This window comes from Streptomyces sp. NPDC002306 (assembly GCF_053593435.1).
Genome location: NZ_JBSFCK010000001.1, coordinates 623,964 through 638,918, shown reverse-complemented (window position 1 = coordinate 638,918; position 14,955 = coordinate 623,964). Strand labels below are relative to the sequence as shown.

The 14,955-nt window shown below is 71.4% G+C and carries 10 protein-coding genes; 4 read left to right on the top strand and 6 right to left on the bottom strand.

Going from position 1 to position 14,955, the window contains the following annotated elements:
- Positions 1–8: 8 nt before the first annotated feature.
- The 3 genes from ccrA to ACWCQK_RS02730 all read right to left on the bottom strand — a co-directional run bounded on the left by ccrA (position 9) and on the right by ACWCQK_RS02730 (position 4,547).
- Positions 9–1,346: a crotonyl-CoA carboxylase/reductase gene (ccrA, locus tag ACWCQK_RS02740; protein ID WP_451151784.1), complete on the bottom strand. Its 1,338-nt coding sequence runs from the start codon at positions 1,344–1,346 to the stop codon at positions 9–11.
- 419 nt (positions 1,347–1,765) lie between these two features.
- Complete coding sequence (locus ACWCQK_RS02735) at positions 1,766–2,599, bottom strand: TetR family transcriptional regulator (protein WP_451151098.1); 834 nt, start codon at positions 2,597–2,599, stop codon at positions 1,766–1,768.
- A gap of 142 nt (positions 2,600–2,741) precedes the next feature.
- Entirely contained in the window at positions 2,742–4,547 is a 1,806-nt protein-coding gene (locus ACWCQK_RS02730; protein WP_451151096.1) for a 3-hydroxyacyl-CoA dehydrogenase family protein, read from the bottom strand.
- Between the two features lie 342 nt (positions 4,548–4,889).
- On the opposite strand from ACWCQK_RS02730, the gene ACWCQK_RS02725 reads away from it, so the two are divergent.
- Positions 4,890–5,465 carry an adenylosuccinate lyase gene (locus ACWCQK_RS02725; RefSeq protein ID WP_451151094.1) on the top strand — a complete coding sequence of 192 codons (576 nt, stop codon included), beginning with the start codon at positions 4,890–4,892 and terminating at the stop codon, positions 5,463–5,465.
- A gap of 109 nt (positions 5,466–5,574) precedes the next feature.
- Here the strand turns inward: ACWCQK_RS02725 and ACWCQK_RS02720 are convergent, their stop codons facing one another.
- The 3 genes from ACWCQK_RS02720 to ACWCQK_RS02710 form a co-directional block, all read right to left on the bottom strand.
- Complete coding sequence (locus ACWCQK_RS02720; protein ID WP_451151782.1) at positions 5,575–6,102, bottom strand: N-acetyltransferase family protein; 528 nt, start codon at positions 6,100–6,102, stop codon at positions 5,575–5,577.
- A gap of 127 nt (positions 6,103–6,229) precedes the next feature.
- Entirely contained in the window at positions 6,230–7,834 is a 1,605-nt protein-coding gene (locus ACWCQK_RS02715) for an alpha/beta hydrolase (RefSeq protein ID WP_451151092.1), read from the bottom strand.
- A gap of 134 nt (positions 7,835–7,968) precedes the next feature.
- Positions 7,969–9,045 carry an Rv2578c family radical SAM protein gene (locus tag ACWCQK_RS02710; RefSeq protein WP_451151090.1) on the bottom strand — a complete coding sequence of 359 codons (1,077 nt, stop codon included), beginning with the start codon at positions 9,043–9,045 and terminating at the stop codon, positions 7,969–7,971.
- A gap of 190 nt (positions 9,046–9,235) precedes the next feature.
- On the opposite strand from ACWCQK_RS02710, the gene ACWCQK_RS02705 reads away from it, so the two are divergent.
- From ACWCQK_RS02705 to ACWCQK_RS02695, 3 genes are all read left to right on the top strand, one after another.
- The gene (locus ACWCQK_RS02705) at positions 9,236–9,679 is read left to right on the top strand and encodes an SRPBCC family protein (protein ID WP_451151088.1); all 444 of its coding nucleotides are present in this window, start codon (positions 9,236–9,238) and stop codon (positions 9,677–9,679) included.
- A 163-nt stretch (positions 9,680–9,842) separates the two neighbouring features.
- Positions 9,843–12,260 (top strand): MFS transporter, encoded by a 2,418-nt coding sequence (locus ACWCQK_RS02700; RefSeq protein WP_451151086.1) that lies wholly within the window; start codon positions 9,843–9,845, stop codon positions 12,258–12,260.
- A gap of 148 nt (positions 12,261–12,408) precedes the next feature.
- Positions 12,409–14,832, top strand: a complete 2,424-nt coding sequence (locus ACWCQK_RS02695) for a SpoIIE family protein phosphatase (RefSeq protein ID WP_451151084.1) — start codon at positions 12,409–12,411, stop codon at positions 14,830–14,832.
- Positions 14,833–14,955 lie beyond the last annotated feature (123 nt).

Sequence of the window (14,955 nt, the reverse complement as noted above, 5' to 3'; positions counted from 1 at the left end):
AGTGGACCTCAGACGTTCCGGAAGCGGTTGATGGCGTCGGCGTGCCGGGCACGCAGCTCCTCGTCGCGCACGCCCAGACCCTCCTCGGGGGCCAGGCACAGCACGCCGACCTTGCCCTGGTGGAGGTTGCGGTGCACGTCGTAGGCGGCCTGTCCGGTGTCCTCCAGGGAGTAGACCTTCGACAGCGTCGGGTGGATCTTGCCCTTCGCGACCAGCCGGTTGGCCTCCCAGGCCTCGCGGTAGTTGGCGAAGTGCGAGCCGATGATCCGCTTCAGCGACATCCACAGGTAGCGGTTGTCGTACTCGTGCATGTAGCCCGACGTCGAGGCGCAGGTGGTGATGGTGCCGCCCTTGCGGGTGACGAAGACGCTCGCGCCGAAGGTCTCGCGGCCGGGGTGCTCGAAGACGATGTCGATGTCCTCGCCGCCGGTGAACTCGCGGATGCGCTTGCCGAAGCGCTTCCACTCCTTCGGGTCCTGGGTGCTCTCGTCCTTCCAGAACCGGTAGCCCTCCGCGTTGCGGTCGATGACCGCCTCGGCGCCCATCGCGCGGCAGATGTCGGCCTTCTCGGGGCTGGAGACGACGCAGATGGGGGTGGCGCCACCGGCCAGCGCGAACTGGGTCGCGTAGGAGCCGAGTCCGCCGCTGGCGCCCCAGATGAGGACGTTGTCGCCCTGCTTCATGCCGGCGCCGTTGCGGGAGACCAGCTGCCGGTAGGCGGTCGAGTTCACCAGCCCCGGCGCGGCGGCCTCCTCCCAGCTGAGGTGGCCGGGCTTCGGCATCAGCTGGTTGGACTTGACGAGCGCTATCTCGGCGAGACCGCCGAAGTTGGTCTCGAAGCCCCAGATGCGCTGCTCGGGGTCGAGCATCGTGTCGTTGTGGCCGTCCGACGACTCCAGCTCGACGGACAGACAGTGGGCGACGACCTCGTCGCCCGGCTTCCAGGCGTTGACGCCCGGCCCGGTGCGCAGGACGACGCCCGCGAGGTCGGAGCCGATGACGTGGTAGGGCAGGTCGTGGCGCTTGGTCAGCTCGGAGACCTTGCCGTAGCGCTCCAGGAACCCGAACGTCGACAGCGGCTCGAAGATCGAGGTCCACACGGAGTTGTAGTTGACCGAGGAGGCCATGACGGCGACCAGGGCCTCGCCCGGGCCGAGCTCGGGCAGCGGCACGTCGTCCAGGTGCAGCGACTTGCGCGGGTCCTTCTCGCGGGTCTGCATGCCCGCGAACATCTCGGTCTCGTCCTTGTGCACGGTGACCGCGCGGTACGACTCGGGGAGCGGAAGAGCGGCGAAGTCGGCCGGCGTGGATTCCGGTGACTGGATCGCGTCCAGGATGTTCTTCATGGTCACGTTGTTGCCTCCGGCGGTGAGCGCCCTGAGGGAGGGGCGCTGAGGGTTACGTCGGTTGCTGCTGAGGGGGTGCAGAGGTGCCGTCGGTTCGGCGGGGGTGGTGCTTCGGCAGCGCTTGGTGGCGCGGGAGGTTGCCTGTGACGCAGGCGTCCGGGCGCGCGAACCGGGTGGTTGCGGGGACAGCCGGCGTACGAAGGATCTCTGCACGCCGGCCGCCCGGACCACTTCAACGTATGGCACTGCGTGTCACCTGGCAAGGCACGGGGTGCCAGAACTTCCTCTCAGATGAAATCTTTACGTAACAAATGAGCGATGATCGATCGAACGCTGTCGAAAATCCACGCGAAAAGGTGCTCTGACATGCCAAAACGGCCACCCGGTCGGGTGGCCGTCGTCACAGGGGCGGTGGGCGGTCAGCGCTCCCGGAGCGCCTCTTCGATGGTCCGCATGACCTCGTCGAGCGGGGCGTCGGTGCGGGCGACCGTCACCAGGACCTCGCCGTGGCGGGAGACGGCCGCCGGGGCCGCCGCCGGCCGGCCGGCCGAGCCGCGTCCGGCGCCGATGCCGGTGCCGAACGTCTTGCGCACGATCGAGAAGGCGTGGTCGAGCTGGGACTCGACGTCGCCCTGGCCGCCGGCCCGCAGCCAGCGCCGCAGGACGTGGTTGTGGGCGGTGACCACGGCGGACGCGGCGACCTCGGCGAGCAGCGGGTCGTCGTTGGCGTCGTCGTCGTGCGCGTGCTCGTCGAAGTGGCCGAGCAGATAGCGGGTGAACAGGCGCTCGTAGCGAGCCACCGACGCGATCTCCGCCTCGCGCAGGGTGGGTACCTCGCGGGTCAGCTTGTAGCGGGCGACCGAGATCTCCGGCCGGGCCGCGTACATCCGCATGACCTCCTTGATGCCGCGGCACACCGTGTCGAGCGGGTGCTCGTGCGCGGGCGCCGCGTTGAGCACCGCCTCGGCGCGGACCAGTGTGTCGTCGTGGTCCGGGAAGATCGCCTCTTCCTTGGAGCGGAAGTGGCGGAAGAACGTGCGGCGAGCGACCCCGGCCGCGGCCGCGATCTCGTCGACGGTGGTCGCCTCGTACCCCTTCGTCGCGAACAGCTCCATCGCGGCGGCCGCCAGTTCGCGGCGCATTTTCAGCCGCTGGGCGGCGGCACGGCTGCCCGCGGCACTCTCCGGTGCGTCGGGCGTAGCCGGTGTACGTGAGGACTTGGCGGGCTGGGGCATGCCCCGAACGTACTGCATGTGCGCAGCCTGATGCGCAGGTCCGGGGTTTCCCCCGGCCCGGCCGGGCACGGCGGGCAGGGGCCGGGGAGCCGGGGCGAAACCGCCCGGATCGAGCAGCCCGCCCCAGTCCGTGTCCGACCGGAACCAGTCGCCCGGACGCTCAGCGGCGGGCATATTCGCGGAATCCCCGGCCCGTCTTACGGCCGAGGCAGCCCGCGGCCACCAGGTGCTCCAGAAGGGGCGCCGGGGCCAGGCCCGGGTCGCGGAACTCGCGGTGCAGGACCTTCTCGATGGCCAGCGAGACGTCCAGGCCGACGACGTCGAGGAGCTCGAAGGGGCCCATCGGGTAGCCGCCGCCCAGCTTCATCGCCGCGTCGATGTCGTCCAGGGACGCGTAGTGCTCCTGCACCATCTTGATCGCGTTGTTGAGGTAGGGGAAGAGCAGGGCGTTCACGATGAAACCGGCCCGGTCGCCGCAGTCGACGGCGTGCTTCCTGATCCGCACGCAGACCTCGCGGACCGTCGCGTGGACGTCCTCCGTCGTCAGCACCGTGCGCACGACCTCGACCAGCTTCATCGCCGGGGCCGGGTTGAAGAAGTGCATCCCGATCACGTCCTGCGGACGCGAGGTGGCGCGGGCGCACGCGACGACCGGCAGCGACGACGTGGTGGTCGCCAGGACCGCGCCCGGCTTGCAGACCTTGTCCAGCGTCGCGAACAGCTGCCGCTTGATCTCCAGGTCCTCGGCGACGGCCTCGACGGCCAGATCGACGTCCGCGAAGGCGTCGTAGGTGCCCGCCGCGGTGATCAGGTCCAGGGTCTTCGCGGCGTCCTCGGCGCTCATCCGGCCCCGGTCGACGGACCGCGAGAGGGACGTGCCGATACGGGCCTTGGCGGCCTGCGCCTTCTCGTCGCTGCGGGCGGCGAGGACGACCTCGTAACCGGCCTTCGCGAAGACCTCGGCGATGCCGGAGGCCATCGTGCCGGAGCCGGCCACACCGACGGAGCGCACCGGCCGGCCGGGGGTGAGCTCGGCGCCGTCCAGCGGCGTCAGCGCGTCCCGCACGACCGCGGCGCTGCCGGGGGCCTCGTAGGTGTAGAAACCGCGGCCCGACTTACGGCCCGTCAGACCGGCCTCGCTGAGCTGCTTGAGGATCGGGGCGGGGGCGTGCAGCCGGTCGTGGGACTCGGCGTACATGGCCTCCAGGACCGTGCGCGCGGTGTCGACCCCGATCAGGTCGAGCAGGGAGAGCGGGCCCATGGGCAGCCCGCAGCCGAGCCGCATCGCGGCGTCGATGTCCTCGCGGGAGGCGTACTTCGCCTCGTACATCGCGGCCGCCTGGTTGAGGTAGCCGAACAGCAGCCCGTCCGCGACGAATCCGGGGCGGTCACCGACCGCGACGGGCTCCTTGCCGAGCTCGATCGCCAGCTCCGTCACGGCGGCGACGGCCCCCGGCGCGGTCAGCACGGACGAGACGACCTCGACCAGCTTCATCGCCGGGGCCGGGTTGAAGAAGTGCAGGCCGAGCACGCGCTCGGGGTGCGCCGAGTCGGCGGCCAGCCGCGTCACGGACAGCGCGTTGGTGCCGGTGGCCAGGATGGTCCCCGGACGCACGACGCCGTCCAGCTCGCGGAAGATCTGGTGTTTGATCTCGTACGACTCCGGTGCCACCTCGATGACCAGGTCGGCGTCGGCCGCCGCGCTCAGGTCGGTGGAGGTGCGGACCCGGGCGAGGACGTCGGCGCGCTCCTGCTCGGTGAGCCGGCCGCGTTCCACGGCGCGGGCGGTGGAGATCTCCAGGGCGGTGACCGACCTCGCGGTCTGCGACTCGCTGACGTCGATGCCGACGACCTCGCGACCGGCCCGGGCCAGGACTTCGGTGATACCGGTGCCCATCGTGCCGAGACCGACGACGGCAATGGTCTTGAGCGGGGACAGAGGGGTGTCGGACAGGGGAGTGGCCATCGCGGGACTCCAGGAGAGAGGGTGACGACTGGAAGCGCGCCCGGGTGCGCCGACGAGGGCGCACCGGGATGCGTGAGGAGTTGCGGGTGTTGCCGGGCTGCGAACGCACACGCCCGATGTCGGACCGACCGACCGGCCCTGTCCCGGAGCCGGGTCCTGCTGCGGTGCGCGGAGCACCGAACCGACCGCTCTCGCACCGGCTGCGTCACCAGGCCGGCACGAGGAGAAACGCGAGTGGGTAACTCGCTCGTCTGAGCTTAACCCGTGAGTAACGAGCGCGCCAGCCCCCCGAGTTTGTGATGTAGGTCCCGAGATCCGCGCGACACCCCTAATCTCGGCTTCATGGACGAAGAGTCGCGATCGCTCACGGAGCGCTTACGGCGGGAGTCGGGCGGATCGGCCGCTTTCGAGCGGCTGGCGGCGACCGGGGATCACGACGAACTCGCGGAGGTGCTCACCGCGCCCGGACAGCCGCTGTGGGCGAGGGAGCTGGCCGCGTTCCGGCTCGGTCTGATCGGTGACCGGCGGGCGTTCGAGGCGCTCGTCCTGCTGCTCAACCACCGTGATCCCCAGCGTTGCGCGTCCGCCGCCCACGCCCTCGCCCGGCTCGACGATCCCCGGACCGCCCGCGCCGCCGCCGCCCTCGCGACCAACGAACTGCGCGTGGCCTACGCCCTGCACCCGGTCCGGCTGCTGGTGAAGCTGCGTGCCCCCGAGTCCGTACCGGCGCTCATCACCACGCTGCGCCGCCGGTTGCGCCCGCACGACCCCCACCGCCGCGTGGCCCTCGCCTGTGTGGAGGGCCTCGGGGCCCTGGGCGACCCGCGCGCCGTACCCGTGCTCGACGAGGCGCTCGCCCACCCGGCGCTGGCCGAGGCGGCGGTGCGCGCGCTGACCCGCATCCCGCGTGAGGGGTGAGCCGCCGGCCGTGGGCTGTCGGCCGTGAGCCGTGAGCCGTGAGCCGTGCCCGTGCTTCATCGGCCGTGCTCCGTGATGCGTCGGCCGGTCAGCGGAGCCGGCCGACCGGTCAGCCGGTCAGCTTCCTGACGTACCGCACCTCCGGCACCTCCACACCGTCCACCTCGTACGGCTCCTCGACGCCGTCCGCGTGGAAGCCCGCCCGTTCGTAGAACCGCCGGGCGCCGGTGTTCTCCTTCAGCACCCACAGGTACATGTACGTCTGCCCGGTGGCCCTGCGCCGGCGCACCGCCTCCGCCAGGAGAGCCCGGCCGGCGCCCGTGCCGTAGTGCTCGGGGTGGACGTAGATCGCGTACAACTCGGCTTCCCCGGTGCGTACTTCGCCGTCCCGGTACGGTCCGTGCGCGGCCCAGCCGACGATCTCGCCGGCCCGCTCGGCGACCAGGTTGCCCACGCTGCCGTCGCCCTGGGTGAACCAGGAACGGCGCCGCTCGGCGTCCCGCGCCACGCTGAGGCCGTCGAGGTGGGACTGCGGCATGAGGCCCCGGTAGGCGGACTGCCAGCCCCGCACCCGGATCTCGGAGACCCGGTCGCAGTCCGCGAGGGTCATGTCCCGCACGGCGAGGCCGGTGGCCATGACGGCGTGGCCGTTCCGCGCGGTGGCGGCGGCCTCGTCGGGGGCGGCGGTCCTGGGCGGTTCACTCATGCGTCCATCGTGAACCATGGGACTGACAGCGCCCCCGACGGGTCCCGGTCCGGCGGTGTCAGCCGCGGAAGCCGAGCAGGCCGTGCAGGGTGGAGCCGCGCGCCGACGTGGACGCCGCCTTGGAGGTGAGCGGCTTCGGGTCGGGCAGGGTCTTGCACACCGCGTCGGCCTCGCCGTGGCCGCGTGGCACCGTGCCGTCGGTCAGGTACGCCGCCAGGTACTTGTCCAGGCAGGTGTTCCCGCTCAGCGTGACGCCGTGGTTCCCGCCGCCCTGTTCCACCACCAGGCTGGAGTGGGCCAGGAGCCGGTGGACCGTCGCGCCGCCCTGGTAGGGGGTGGCCGCGTCGTTCGTCGCCTGGAACAGCAGCGTAGGCGGCAGTTTGCCGTTGGCGACGTTCACCGGCCGCTTCGCGTCCGTCGGCCAGAACGCGCACGGCGCGTTGTACCAGGCGTTGTTCCAGGCCATGAACGGCGCCTGTTCGTACACCGCCCAGGTGTCCTTGCGCCACTGGCCCCAGTCGCGCGGCCAGGAGGTGTCACGGCACTGCACCGAGGTGTAGACGCTGTAGCCGTTGTCGCCGGAGGCGTCGACGGCGGCGAAGTTCTCGTACGTCTCCACCAGCGGAGCCGGGTCCTTCTTCGTCACGTACGCGGAGAACGCCTCGGCGAGGTAGGGCCAGTAGCCGTTGTAGTAGCCGCCGGGCATGAAGGTGTCCTCCAGCTCGGAGGCCCCCACCTTGCCGCCGGCCGGCTTCTTCGCCAGCGCCGCCCGCATCGCGTACCACTTGGCCTCGACCTCGGCGGGGTCGGTGCCGAGCTTGTATGTCTTGTCGTACTTGGCGATCCAGCTCATCAGCGCCCGGTGCCGGTCGTTGAAGGCGTGGTCCTGCCCGAGGTTGTCGTCGTACCAGACCCCGGTGGGGTCGACGATCGAGTCGAGGACCAGACGGCGGACGCGCTGTGGGAAGAGCTTGCCGTACACCGCGCCCAGATAGGTGCCGTACGAGTAGCCGAAGTAGTTGATCTTCTGGGCGCCGAGGGCCCGCCGGATCGAGTCCATGTCCCGTACGGCGCTGATCGTGTCGATGTACGGCAGCACGCGCGCGTACTTCTTGCCGCAGGCGTCGGCGAACGCCCTGGCGCGCGTGAGGCTCGCCTTCTCCAGGGCCGCGGTGGCCGGCACGGAGTCGGGGCGCACCGGTTTGAAGTGACCCGGCCGGCAGTTCAGCGCGGGCTCGCTCGCGCCGACCCCGCGGGGGTCGAAGCCGATCACGTCGTACTGCGCCGCCACCGCCTTGGGCAGTGAGGACGCGACGAACCCGGCGAGCGACAGTCCGCTGCCGCCCGGGCCGCCGGGATTGACGAGCAGGGGGCCCTGGTACTTCTCGGCGGTGTGCGGGACCCGGGACAGCGCGAGCGAGATCTGCCGCCCGCCCGGGTTCGCGTGATCGAGCGGCACCTTGAGGGACGCGCACTGGAGCGTCGGATTGTCGGTGGTGCCGCACTTCTTCCAGGTCACCTTGGCGGCCCTGGTGACCTTGCTGATGTCGGCGGCGTGGGCGGTGTCCGCGGTCTGCGACGGGCGCGCGTCGGCGGGCACGGCCGTGAGCGCTCCGGCCATGACGACGGCGGCACCGCACAGCACGGCTGCGCGTTTTCTCATGGAGTCCTCCCAGGACGGAGGGGGCGGACCGCGAGGTTCACGATCCACGCCGCATCGTCCCGGAAAGTCCGCCCGGAAGAACGCGTTCTGGCAATACTTGACCCAATTGGTCCGCCGACTGCCCTCGAACGCTCTCAGATCAGCGAGAGTTGCGTCGGACCGGACATCGGCTCGGGGGCCTGACCCGGCGTCGGCCCGGACATCGGCGGCCGCTCGGGCTCGGCGGGCCGGATCCGTCTGTCCGCTCCGGCGCGCGAGGGCCCGATGCCGTACTCCTGCGCCAGCTCGTGGACCTGACGGGTGATCCGGCGCTGGTACCACTTCGGCGCGTAGGCCCCCTCCGCGTACAGCCGCTCGTAACGGCGCACCAGGTGCGGATGGTGGTGTCCCAGCCAGGCGGTGAACCACTCGCGGGCGCCGGGGCGCAGATGCAGCACGAGCGGGGTGACGGAGGTGGCCCCGGAGGCCGCGATCGCCCGTACCGTCGACCGCAGTTGGGCCGGGTGGTCGCTCAGGAAGGGGATCACCGGCGCCATCAGCACGCCGCAGCCGATGCCGTGGTCGGTCAGGGTCCGTACGACGTCCAGCCGGCGCTCGGGCGCCGGGGTGCCCGGTTCCACCGTGCGCCACAGTTCGGGGTCGGTGAAGCCGACGGAGACGGAGATGCCGACGTCGGTCAGCCGCGAGGCCCGCACCAGCAGGTCGAGGTCGCGCAGGACGAGGGTGCCCTTGGTCAGGATCGAGAAGGGGTTCGCGCGCTCGCTCAGCGCGCTCAGGATGCCCGGCATCAGACGGTAACGCCCCTCCGCGCGCTGGTAGCAGTCGACGTTCGTACCCATCGCGATGTGCTCGCCCTGCCAGCGGGGCGAGGCGAGCTGGCGGCGCAGCAGGTCCGGCGCGTTGACCTTGACCACGATCTGGCTGTCGAAGCCCAGCCCGGTGTCGAGGTCCAGATAGCTGTGCGTCTTGCGGGCGAAGCAGTAGACGCACGCGTGCGTGCAGCCTCGGTAGGGGTTGACCGTCCACTCGAAGGGCATCCGCGAGGCGCCCGGCACCCTGTTGATGATCGAACGGGCCCGGATCTCGTGGAACGTGATCCCGGCGAACTCCGGTGTGTCGAAGGTACGGGTGGTCACCGCGTCCGCGCCGAACAGCGCGGCGTCGGCCGCGCGCTCGTGGCCGGACTCCGCTGCGAGGTTCTCCCAGCGCATGACACCTCCTCGGTAGCACTGCCCCCAGATTAGAACATGTGTTCCCATGATCGTGCGACGGCCTGTTCCGATCACCTCGTGCATCCCGTTCGATCACTTCCGAGACCCCGATTTGGGTGGCCGGGGAGAAGGGTGGTTGGCTTGCGCCACCCCGAGAAAACCCCGAGAACTCAGGTGCTGGAGGAAGTCAATGGCGCAGGTCGAGGCCACTACGGAGCGGGTCGTCGCGGCGGACGCGGAGAAGGTGTTCGACGCCCTCGCCGACTACACCGGCACGCGCGCGAAGCTCCTGCCCGAACACTTCAGCGAGTACGAGGTGCGCGAGGGCGGCGACGGCGAGGGCACCCTCGTCCACTGGAAGCTCCAGGCCACCAGCAAGCGGGTGCGGGACTGTCTGCTGGAGGTCAGCGAGCCGACCGACGGCGAGCTGGTGGAGAAGGACCGCAACTCCTCCATGGTCACCACCTGGCGGGTCACCCCGGCCGGTGAGGACTCCTCCCGCGTCGTCGTGACCACCGTCTGGAACGGCGCCGGCGGCGTCGGCGGCTTCTTCGAGAAGACCTTCGCGCCCAAGGGTCTCGGCCGGATCTACGACGCGCTCCTCGCCAAGCTCGCCACCGAGGTGGAGAAGTAGTCCCTCCCGGACCCAAGGAGGCGATGGCACAGGGACGTTGGTCCCCTCACCGGTTCGAGTGGATCTCCCTGTCGCCCACCCTCGTGCCGTAACTCGTCACGCTTGCTCGCAGTTGTCGCTTTAAGCGGGAATTGTGTGGCGGGCGTGACGAGGGGAGCGGTACATGGGCGGGATCACTCTGGTGAAGGGCGAGCCGACGGCGGCGCCCCCGGACACCCCTGGCGCCCCCGCCACCGATCCCGCGGCGGCCGCCGAACCCGGCGCGCGCCAGGTGCGGTTGGTCTTCGCCGGACTCATGCTCGCGCTGCTCCTGGCCGCGCTGGAGCAGATGATCGTCGCCACCGCGCTCCCGAAGATCGTCGGCGAGCTGCACGGCCTGGACCGGATGTCCTGGGCGATCACCGCCTATCTGCTCACCGCCACGGTCGGCCTCCCCGTCTACGGCAAGCTCGGCGACCTTCTCGGCCGCAAGGGCGTCTTCCAGTTCGCCATCGTCGTCTTCGTCGTCGGCTCCGCGCTCGCCGGGCGCGCGCAGAGCATGGACCAGCTGATCGCCTTCCGGGCCGTGCAGGGCGTCGGCGCGGGCGGACTCATGATCGGCGTGCAGGCGATCATCGCCGACATCGTGCCGCCCCGGCAGCGCGGCCGGTTCATGGGCCTGATCGGAGCGGCCTTCGGCCTGGCCTCCGTGGCCGGCCCGCTGCTCGGCGGCTACTTCACGGACCATCTCTCCTGGCGCTGGTGCTTCTACTTCAACGTGCCCTTCGGCCTGCTGACCCTCGCCGTCGTCACCGTCGTACTGAAACTGCCGAAGCCCGACGTCACCCCGCGCTTCGACGTCCTCGGCGCCCTGCTGCTCGCCGCCGCCTCCACCTGCCTGGTGCTGCTGACCAGCTGGGGCGGCACCGAGTACGCCTGGAGTTCGCGCGTCATCATCGGGCTCGGAGCGGGGGCGGCCGGGGCCGCCGTCCTCTTCCTCGTCGCCGAGCACCACGCCGCCGAACCCCTCATCCCGCTGCGGCTGTTCCGTGACTCCGTCTTCAACGTCACCGGCCTGGTGGGCCTGGTCGTCGGGGTCGCGCTGTTCGGCGCGGCCAGTTACCTGCCGACCTTTCTCCAGATGGTCGACGGGGCGAGCGCCACCGAGTCGGGGCTGCTGATGCTGCCCATGATGGGCGGGATCGTCGGCGCCTCCATCATCTCCGGACAGCTCATCAGCCACACCGGCCGCTACAAGATCTACCCCGTCCTCGGCGGCGCGCTCTCCGCCGTCGGCATGTGGCTGCTGTCCCGGCTGGAGGTCGACACGCCCCGGCTGCACTACAGCGTCTGGATGGCCGTCCTCGGCGCCGGCATCGGCATGGTGATGCCGGTGCTGATCCTCGCCGTGCAGAACTCCGTGCGCCCCGCCGACCTCGGCACGGCCACCAGCGCCAACAACTACTTCCGGCAGATCGGCGGCAGCGTCGGCGCCGCGATCTTCGGCACCCTCTTCGCCGACCGGCTCGCCGACTCTCTCGCCCGGCGCGTCCCCGCGCACGTGGGCACTCCCCTCCCCGACCCGGAGTCGCTCACCCCGCAGCTCGTCCACGCGCTGCCCCCGGCCCTGCGGGACGCCTACATCAGCGCCTACGCCGACGCCATGCCGCGGATCTTCCTCTACCTGGTGCCGGTGCTGGTGCTCGGCCTGGTCATCGCCTTCTTCCTCAAGGAGACCCCCCTGTTGACGAACGCAGCGTCCCACCACGCCCCCGCCGCCGACCCGAACCACGCGTCCGCGCACACGAACTCCGCGCTGCCGCAGTCCCGTTCGCCGCACACCGCCGGGATCCCCGTCTGCGGCACGGTGCAGCACCCCGACGGAACCGTCGTCCCCCGCGCGGCCCTCACCCTCATCGACGTCGCCGGGACGCAGATCGGACGGGGCGCGAGCGGTGAGGACGGACGGTACGCGCTGTCCACACCCGGAGCCGGTGCGTACGTCCTGATCGCTGCCGCGGGCGGGCACCAGCCCCAGGCCGTCTCCGTGACCGTCGGCGAGCGTCCCGTGGAACTCGACGTCGTCCTCGGCGGCGCCGGACGGCTCGCCGGCAGCGTGGTCACCGCGGACGGCACCCCCGTGCGCGACGCCACCGTCACCCTGACCAACGTGCACGGCGAGGTCGTCGCCGCCACCCGCAGCGGACGCGAGGGCGGCTACGTCATCACCGAACTGGTGGCGGGCGAGTACACCCTCGCCGCCAGCGCGGCCGCCTTCCGCCCGGCCGCGCTCCCGGTCACCGTCCAGGCCTCCCGGGAGACCCGCCAGGACGTCGAACTCGCGGGCGGCGCCGTGCTGCGCGGCACCGTGCGCGCGGGCGGCGGCCGCGTCGTCGAGGACGCGCGCGTGACCCTGCTGGACGCGGCGGGCAACGTCGTGGACACCCTCACCACCGGACCCGACGGAACGTTCAGGTTCGTCGACCTGTCCTCCGGCGAGTACACCGTGATCGCGGCCGGATACCCGCCCGTGGCCACCGTGCTGCACATGGCGGGCGGCGGCCGTACGGAACGCGATCTCCAGCTCGGACACGAGGACTGACCCGGCGCCGACGGGGGCGCGGACCCGCGCGCCGGAGCGGGAAGGTGAAACGAATTCCAGTATTGCCCCACATCCCCGACGACCCCCGCCGTACGGTGGTGACGGCAGCACAGATCTTGCGGAGCCGTGGGGAGAGAGGGCCTGGACCATGGACCGTGGCACCGAGAGGGACACACCTCCCGCGGGTCACGCCACGGCCGGACGTGTCCCGCTGGCCGTGGTCGTGGTGGACCGTGAGGGCCTCGTCTCCCATTGGAGCAGGGGCGCACGCCGGCTCTTCGGCGCGCTCAAGGAGGACGCGATCGGGCGCTCCGCCCTCGACCTGCTCCCCGTCTCCGGCGCGCTGCCCGAGGACGACGAACCCCACCCCTACGGGGCCTACGACGGCCTCGGACCCGACCTGGAGTCCTCGCTCGACGGACGGTTGTCCTACCCGGCCGCGGGCCGCGCCCGCCTCACCGTGCCCGAGCGCGGCCGGGTCGACGTGCTGTGGTGGGCGTACCCGCTGGTGGGTCCGGGCGACGGGCGGCTGCTCGTCCTGGCGGCCGACGCGGACGCACTGCGCCAGGAGGCGCCGGACGCCGACGCGGACTTCGAGCGCATCGCCCCCGCCTTCGCGCTGCACACCGACTTCCCCGGCGCCGCCGAACTCGCCCGGCGGCTGCCCGAGATCCTCCCCAGCATGAGCGTCGGCGAAGGCGCCCGGATCGTCGCGCAGATCCTCGAACTGGGCTATCCGATCCTGGAGTTCAGCCAGAACGACCGGGTCCCCGTCACCCCCGACTGGGGTGTGCCCCGGCGGGCCGAACGCAGGGCGCGCCGCGAGCGGGCCGCCCGGGCCGCGGCCGAGGGCCTGCCTCTGCCCGTGGACCTCACCGACGAGGGCGAGGACCTCGAGTACACCGCCGTGCGGGAGCGCCTGGAGTTCCTCAACGAGGTCAGCGGCAGGATCGGCACCTCCCTCGACCTGTCCCGGACCATCATCGAGGTCAGCAAGGCCGTCGTGCCGCGCTTCACCGACGTCGCCGGCACCTATCTGCGCGAACAGGTCGTCGCCGGCGAGGGGTTCCCCGACGGCGTCCCCGACACCACCACCCTGTGGCACCGCGTCGCCCTCGAACACACCGACGAACCCGGTCGCTGGGACGACGTCGTGCCGGTCGGCGAGGCCATGCCGTTCCCCGCGCACACGCCGTTCTTCCAGTGCATGACCACGGGCGATCCCGTGCTCGTGCCGCGCATCAGCGAGCAGATGGGCCACGCCATCGCCTCGCAGTTCGAGAAGCGTGACATCCGCCCGCTGATCACGGGCCGCTCCATGCTCGTCGTGCCGCTCAAGGCGCGTACCGTCGTCCTCGGCTTCATGGTCCTGCTCCGCCACCCCGAGCGCGTCGAGTTCAACGACATGGACCGGGTCACCGGCGCCGAACTCGCCGCCCGCGCGGGCCTCGTGCTGGACAACGCGCGCATGTACACCCACCAGGAGAGCGTCGCCGAGACCCTCCAGGACAGCATGCTGCCGCACATCCCGCCGCGCATGGCGGGCTGCGACATCGCCACCCGCTACCTGCCCGGCACCCTGCTCGGGCGCGTCGGCGGCGACTGGTTCGACTCCGTGAAACTGCCCGGCGCGCGCACCGCCCTGGTCGTCGGCGACGTCATGGGCCACGGCCTCAACTCGGCCGCGATGATGGGCCAGTTGCGTACGGCCGTCCAGACCATGGCCGCCCTCGACCTGCCGCCCGCCCAACTGCTGCGCAACCTCGACGACCTCGCCCAGCGCCTGGGCGACACCTATCTCGCGACCTGTCTGTACGCCGTCTACGACCCGATCGCGAGCGAACTGCACCTCGCCAACGCGGGCCACATCCCACCCGTCCTGGTCCGCGCCGACGGGCGCAGCGAACTGCTCGAACTGCCCACCGGGGCGCCGATCGGCGTCGGCGGGGTGCCCTTCGAGGCGGTACGCGTGCGGGTGGAGCCCGGCGACCGGCTGGTGATGTGCACCGACGGGCTGGTGGAGGTGCGCGGCGAGGACATCGGGGTGGGCCTGGCGACGCTCTGTGAGTCCGCCGCCCACCCGGCCGCCTCGATGGACGACGCCTGCGACACCATCATCCGGGCCCTGAACCCGCGCGACGGCCGCAAGGACGACGTGGCCCTGCTGATGGCCCGCCTCAACGGCATCGCACCCGACGACGTGGCCGAGTGGCGGTTCCCCCTGGCGCCCGTCGAGGTCGGCCGGGCCCGGGCGGTGGTCCGCGAACAGCTGCACGACTGGGGTCTGCCCCGGTTGGCCGACCACGCCGAGCAACTCGTCGGCGAACTCGTCACCAACGCCGTGCGTCACTCCCACCACCGTCCCGTCGAGGTGCGGCTGGTGCGCGGTGACACGCTGCTGTGCGAGGTGGACGACGACGACCACGAGCTGCCGACGCTGCTGAGCGCCGGTCCCACGGACGAGTTCGGGCGCGGACTGCGGGTGGTCAGCATGCTCGCCCGTGCGTGGGGCACCAGCCGTACCGGTGCCGGCAAGACCGTCTGGTTCGAGCTGACGCTGCCGCGTCACTGAAGCCGCCGGGGCGTCCAGCCGTCACACCGGGCGCTCACGGGGCGCTCATCGGCGTACGCATCTCGAACGCGGCGTGAAGGAACGCGCACCGCGCTTGTCGGCGCACCCCCGGCGCGATAGACC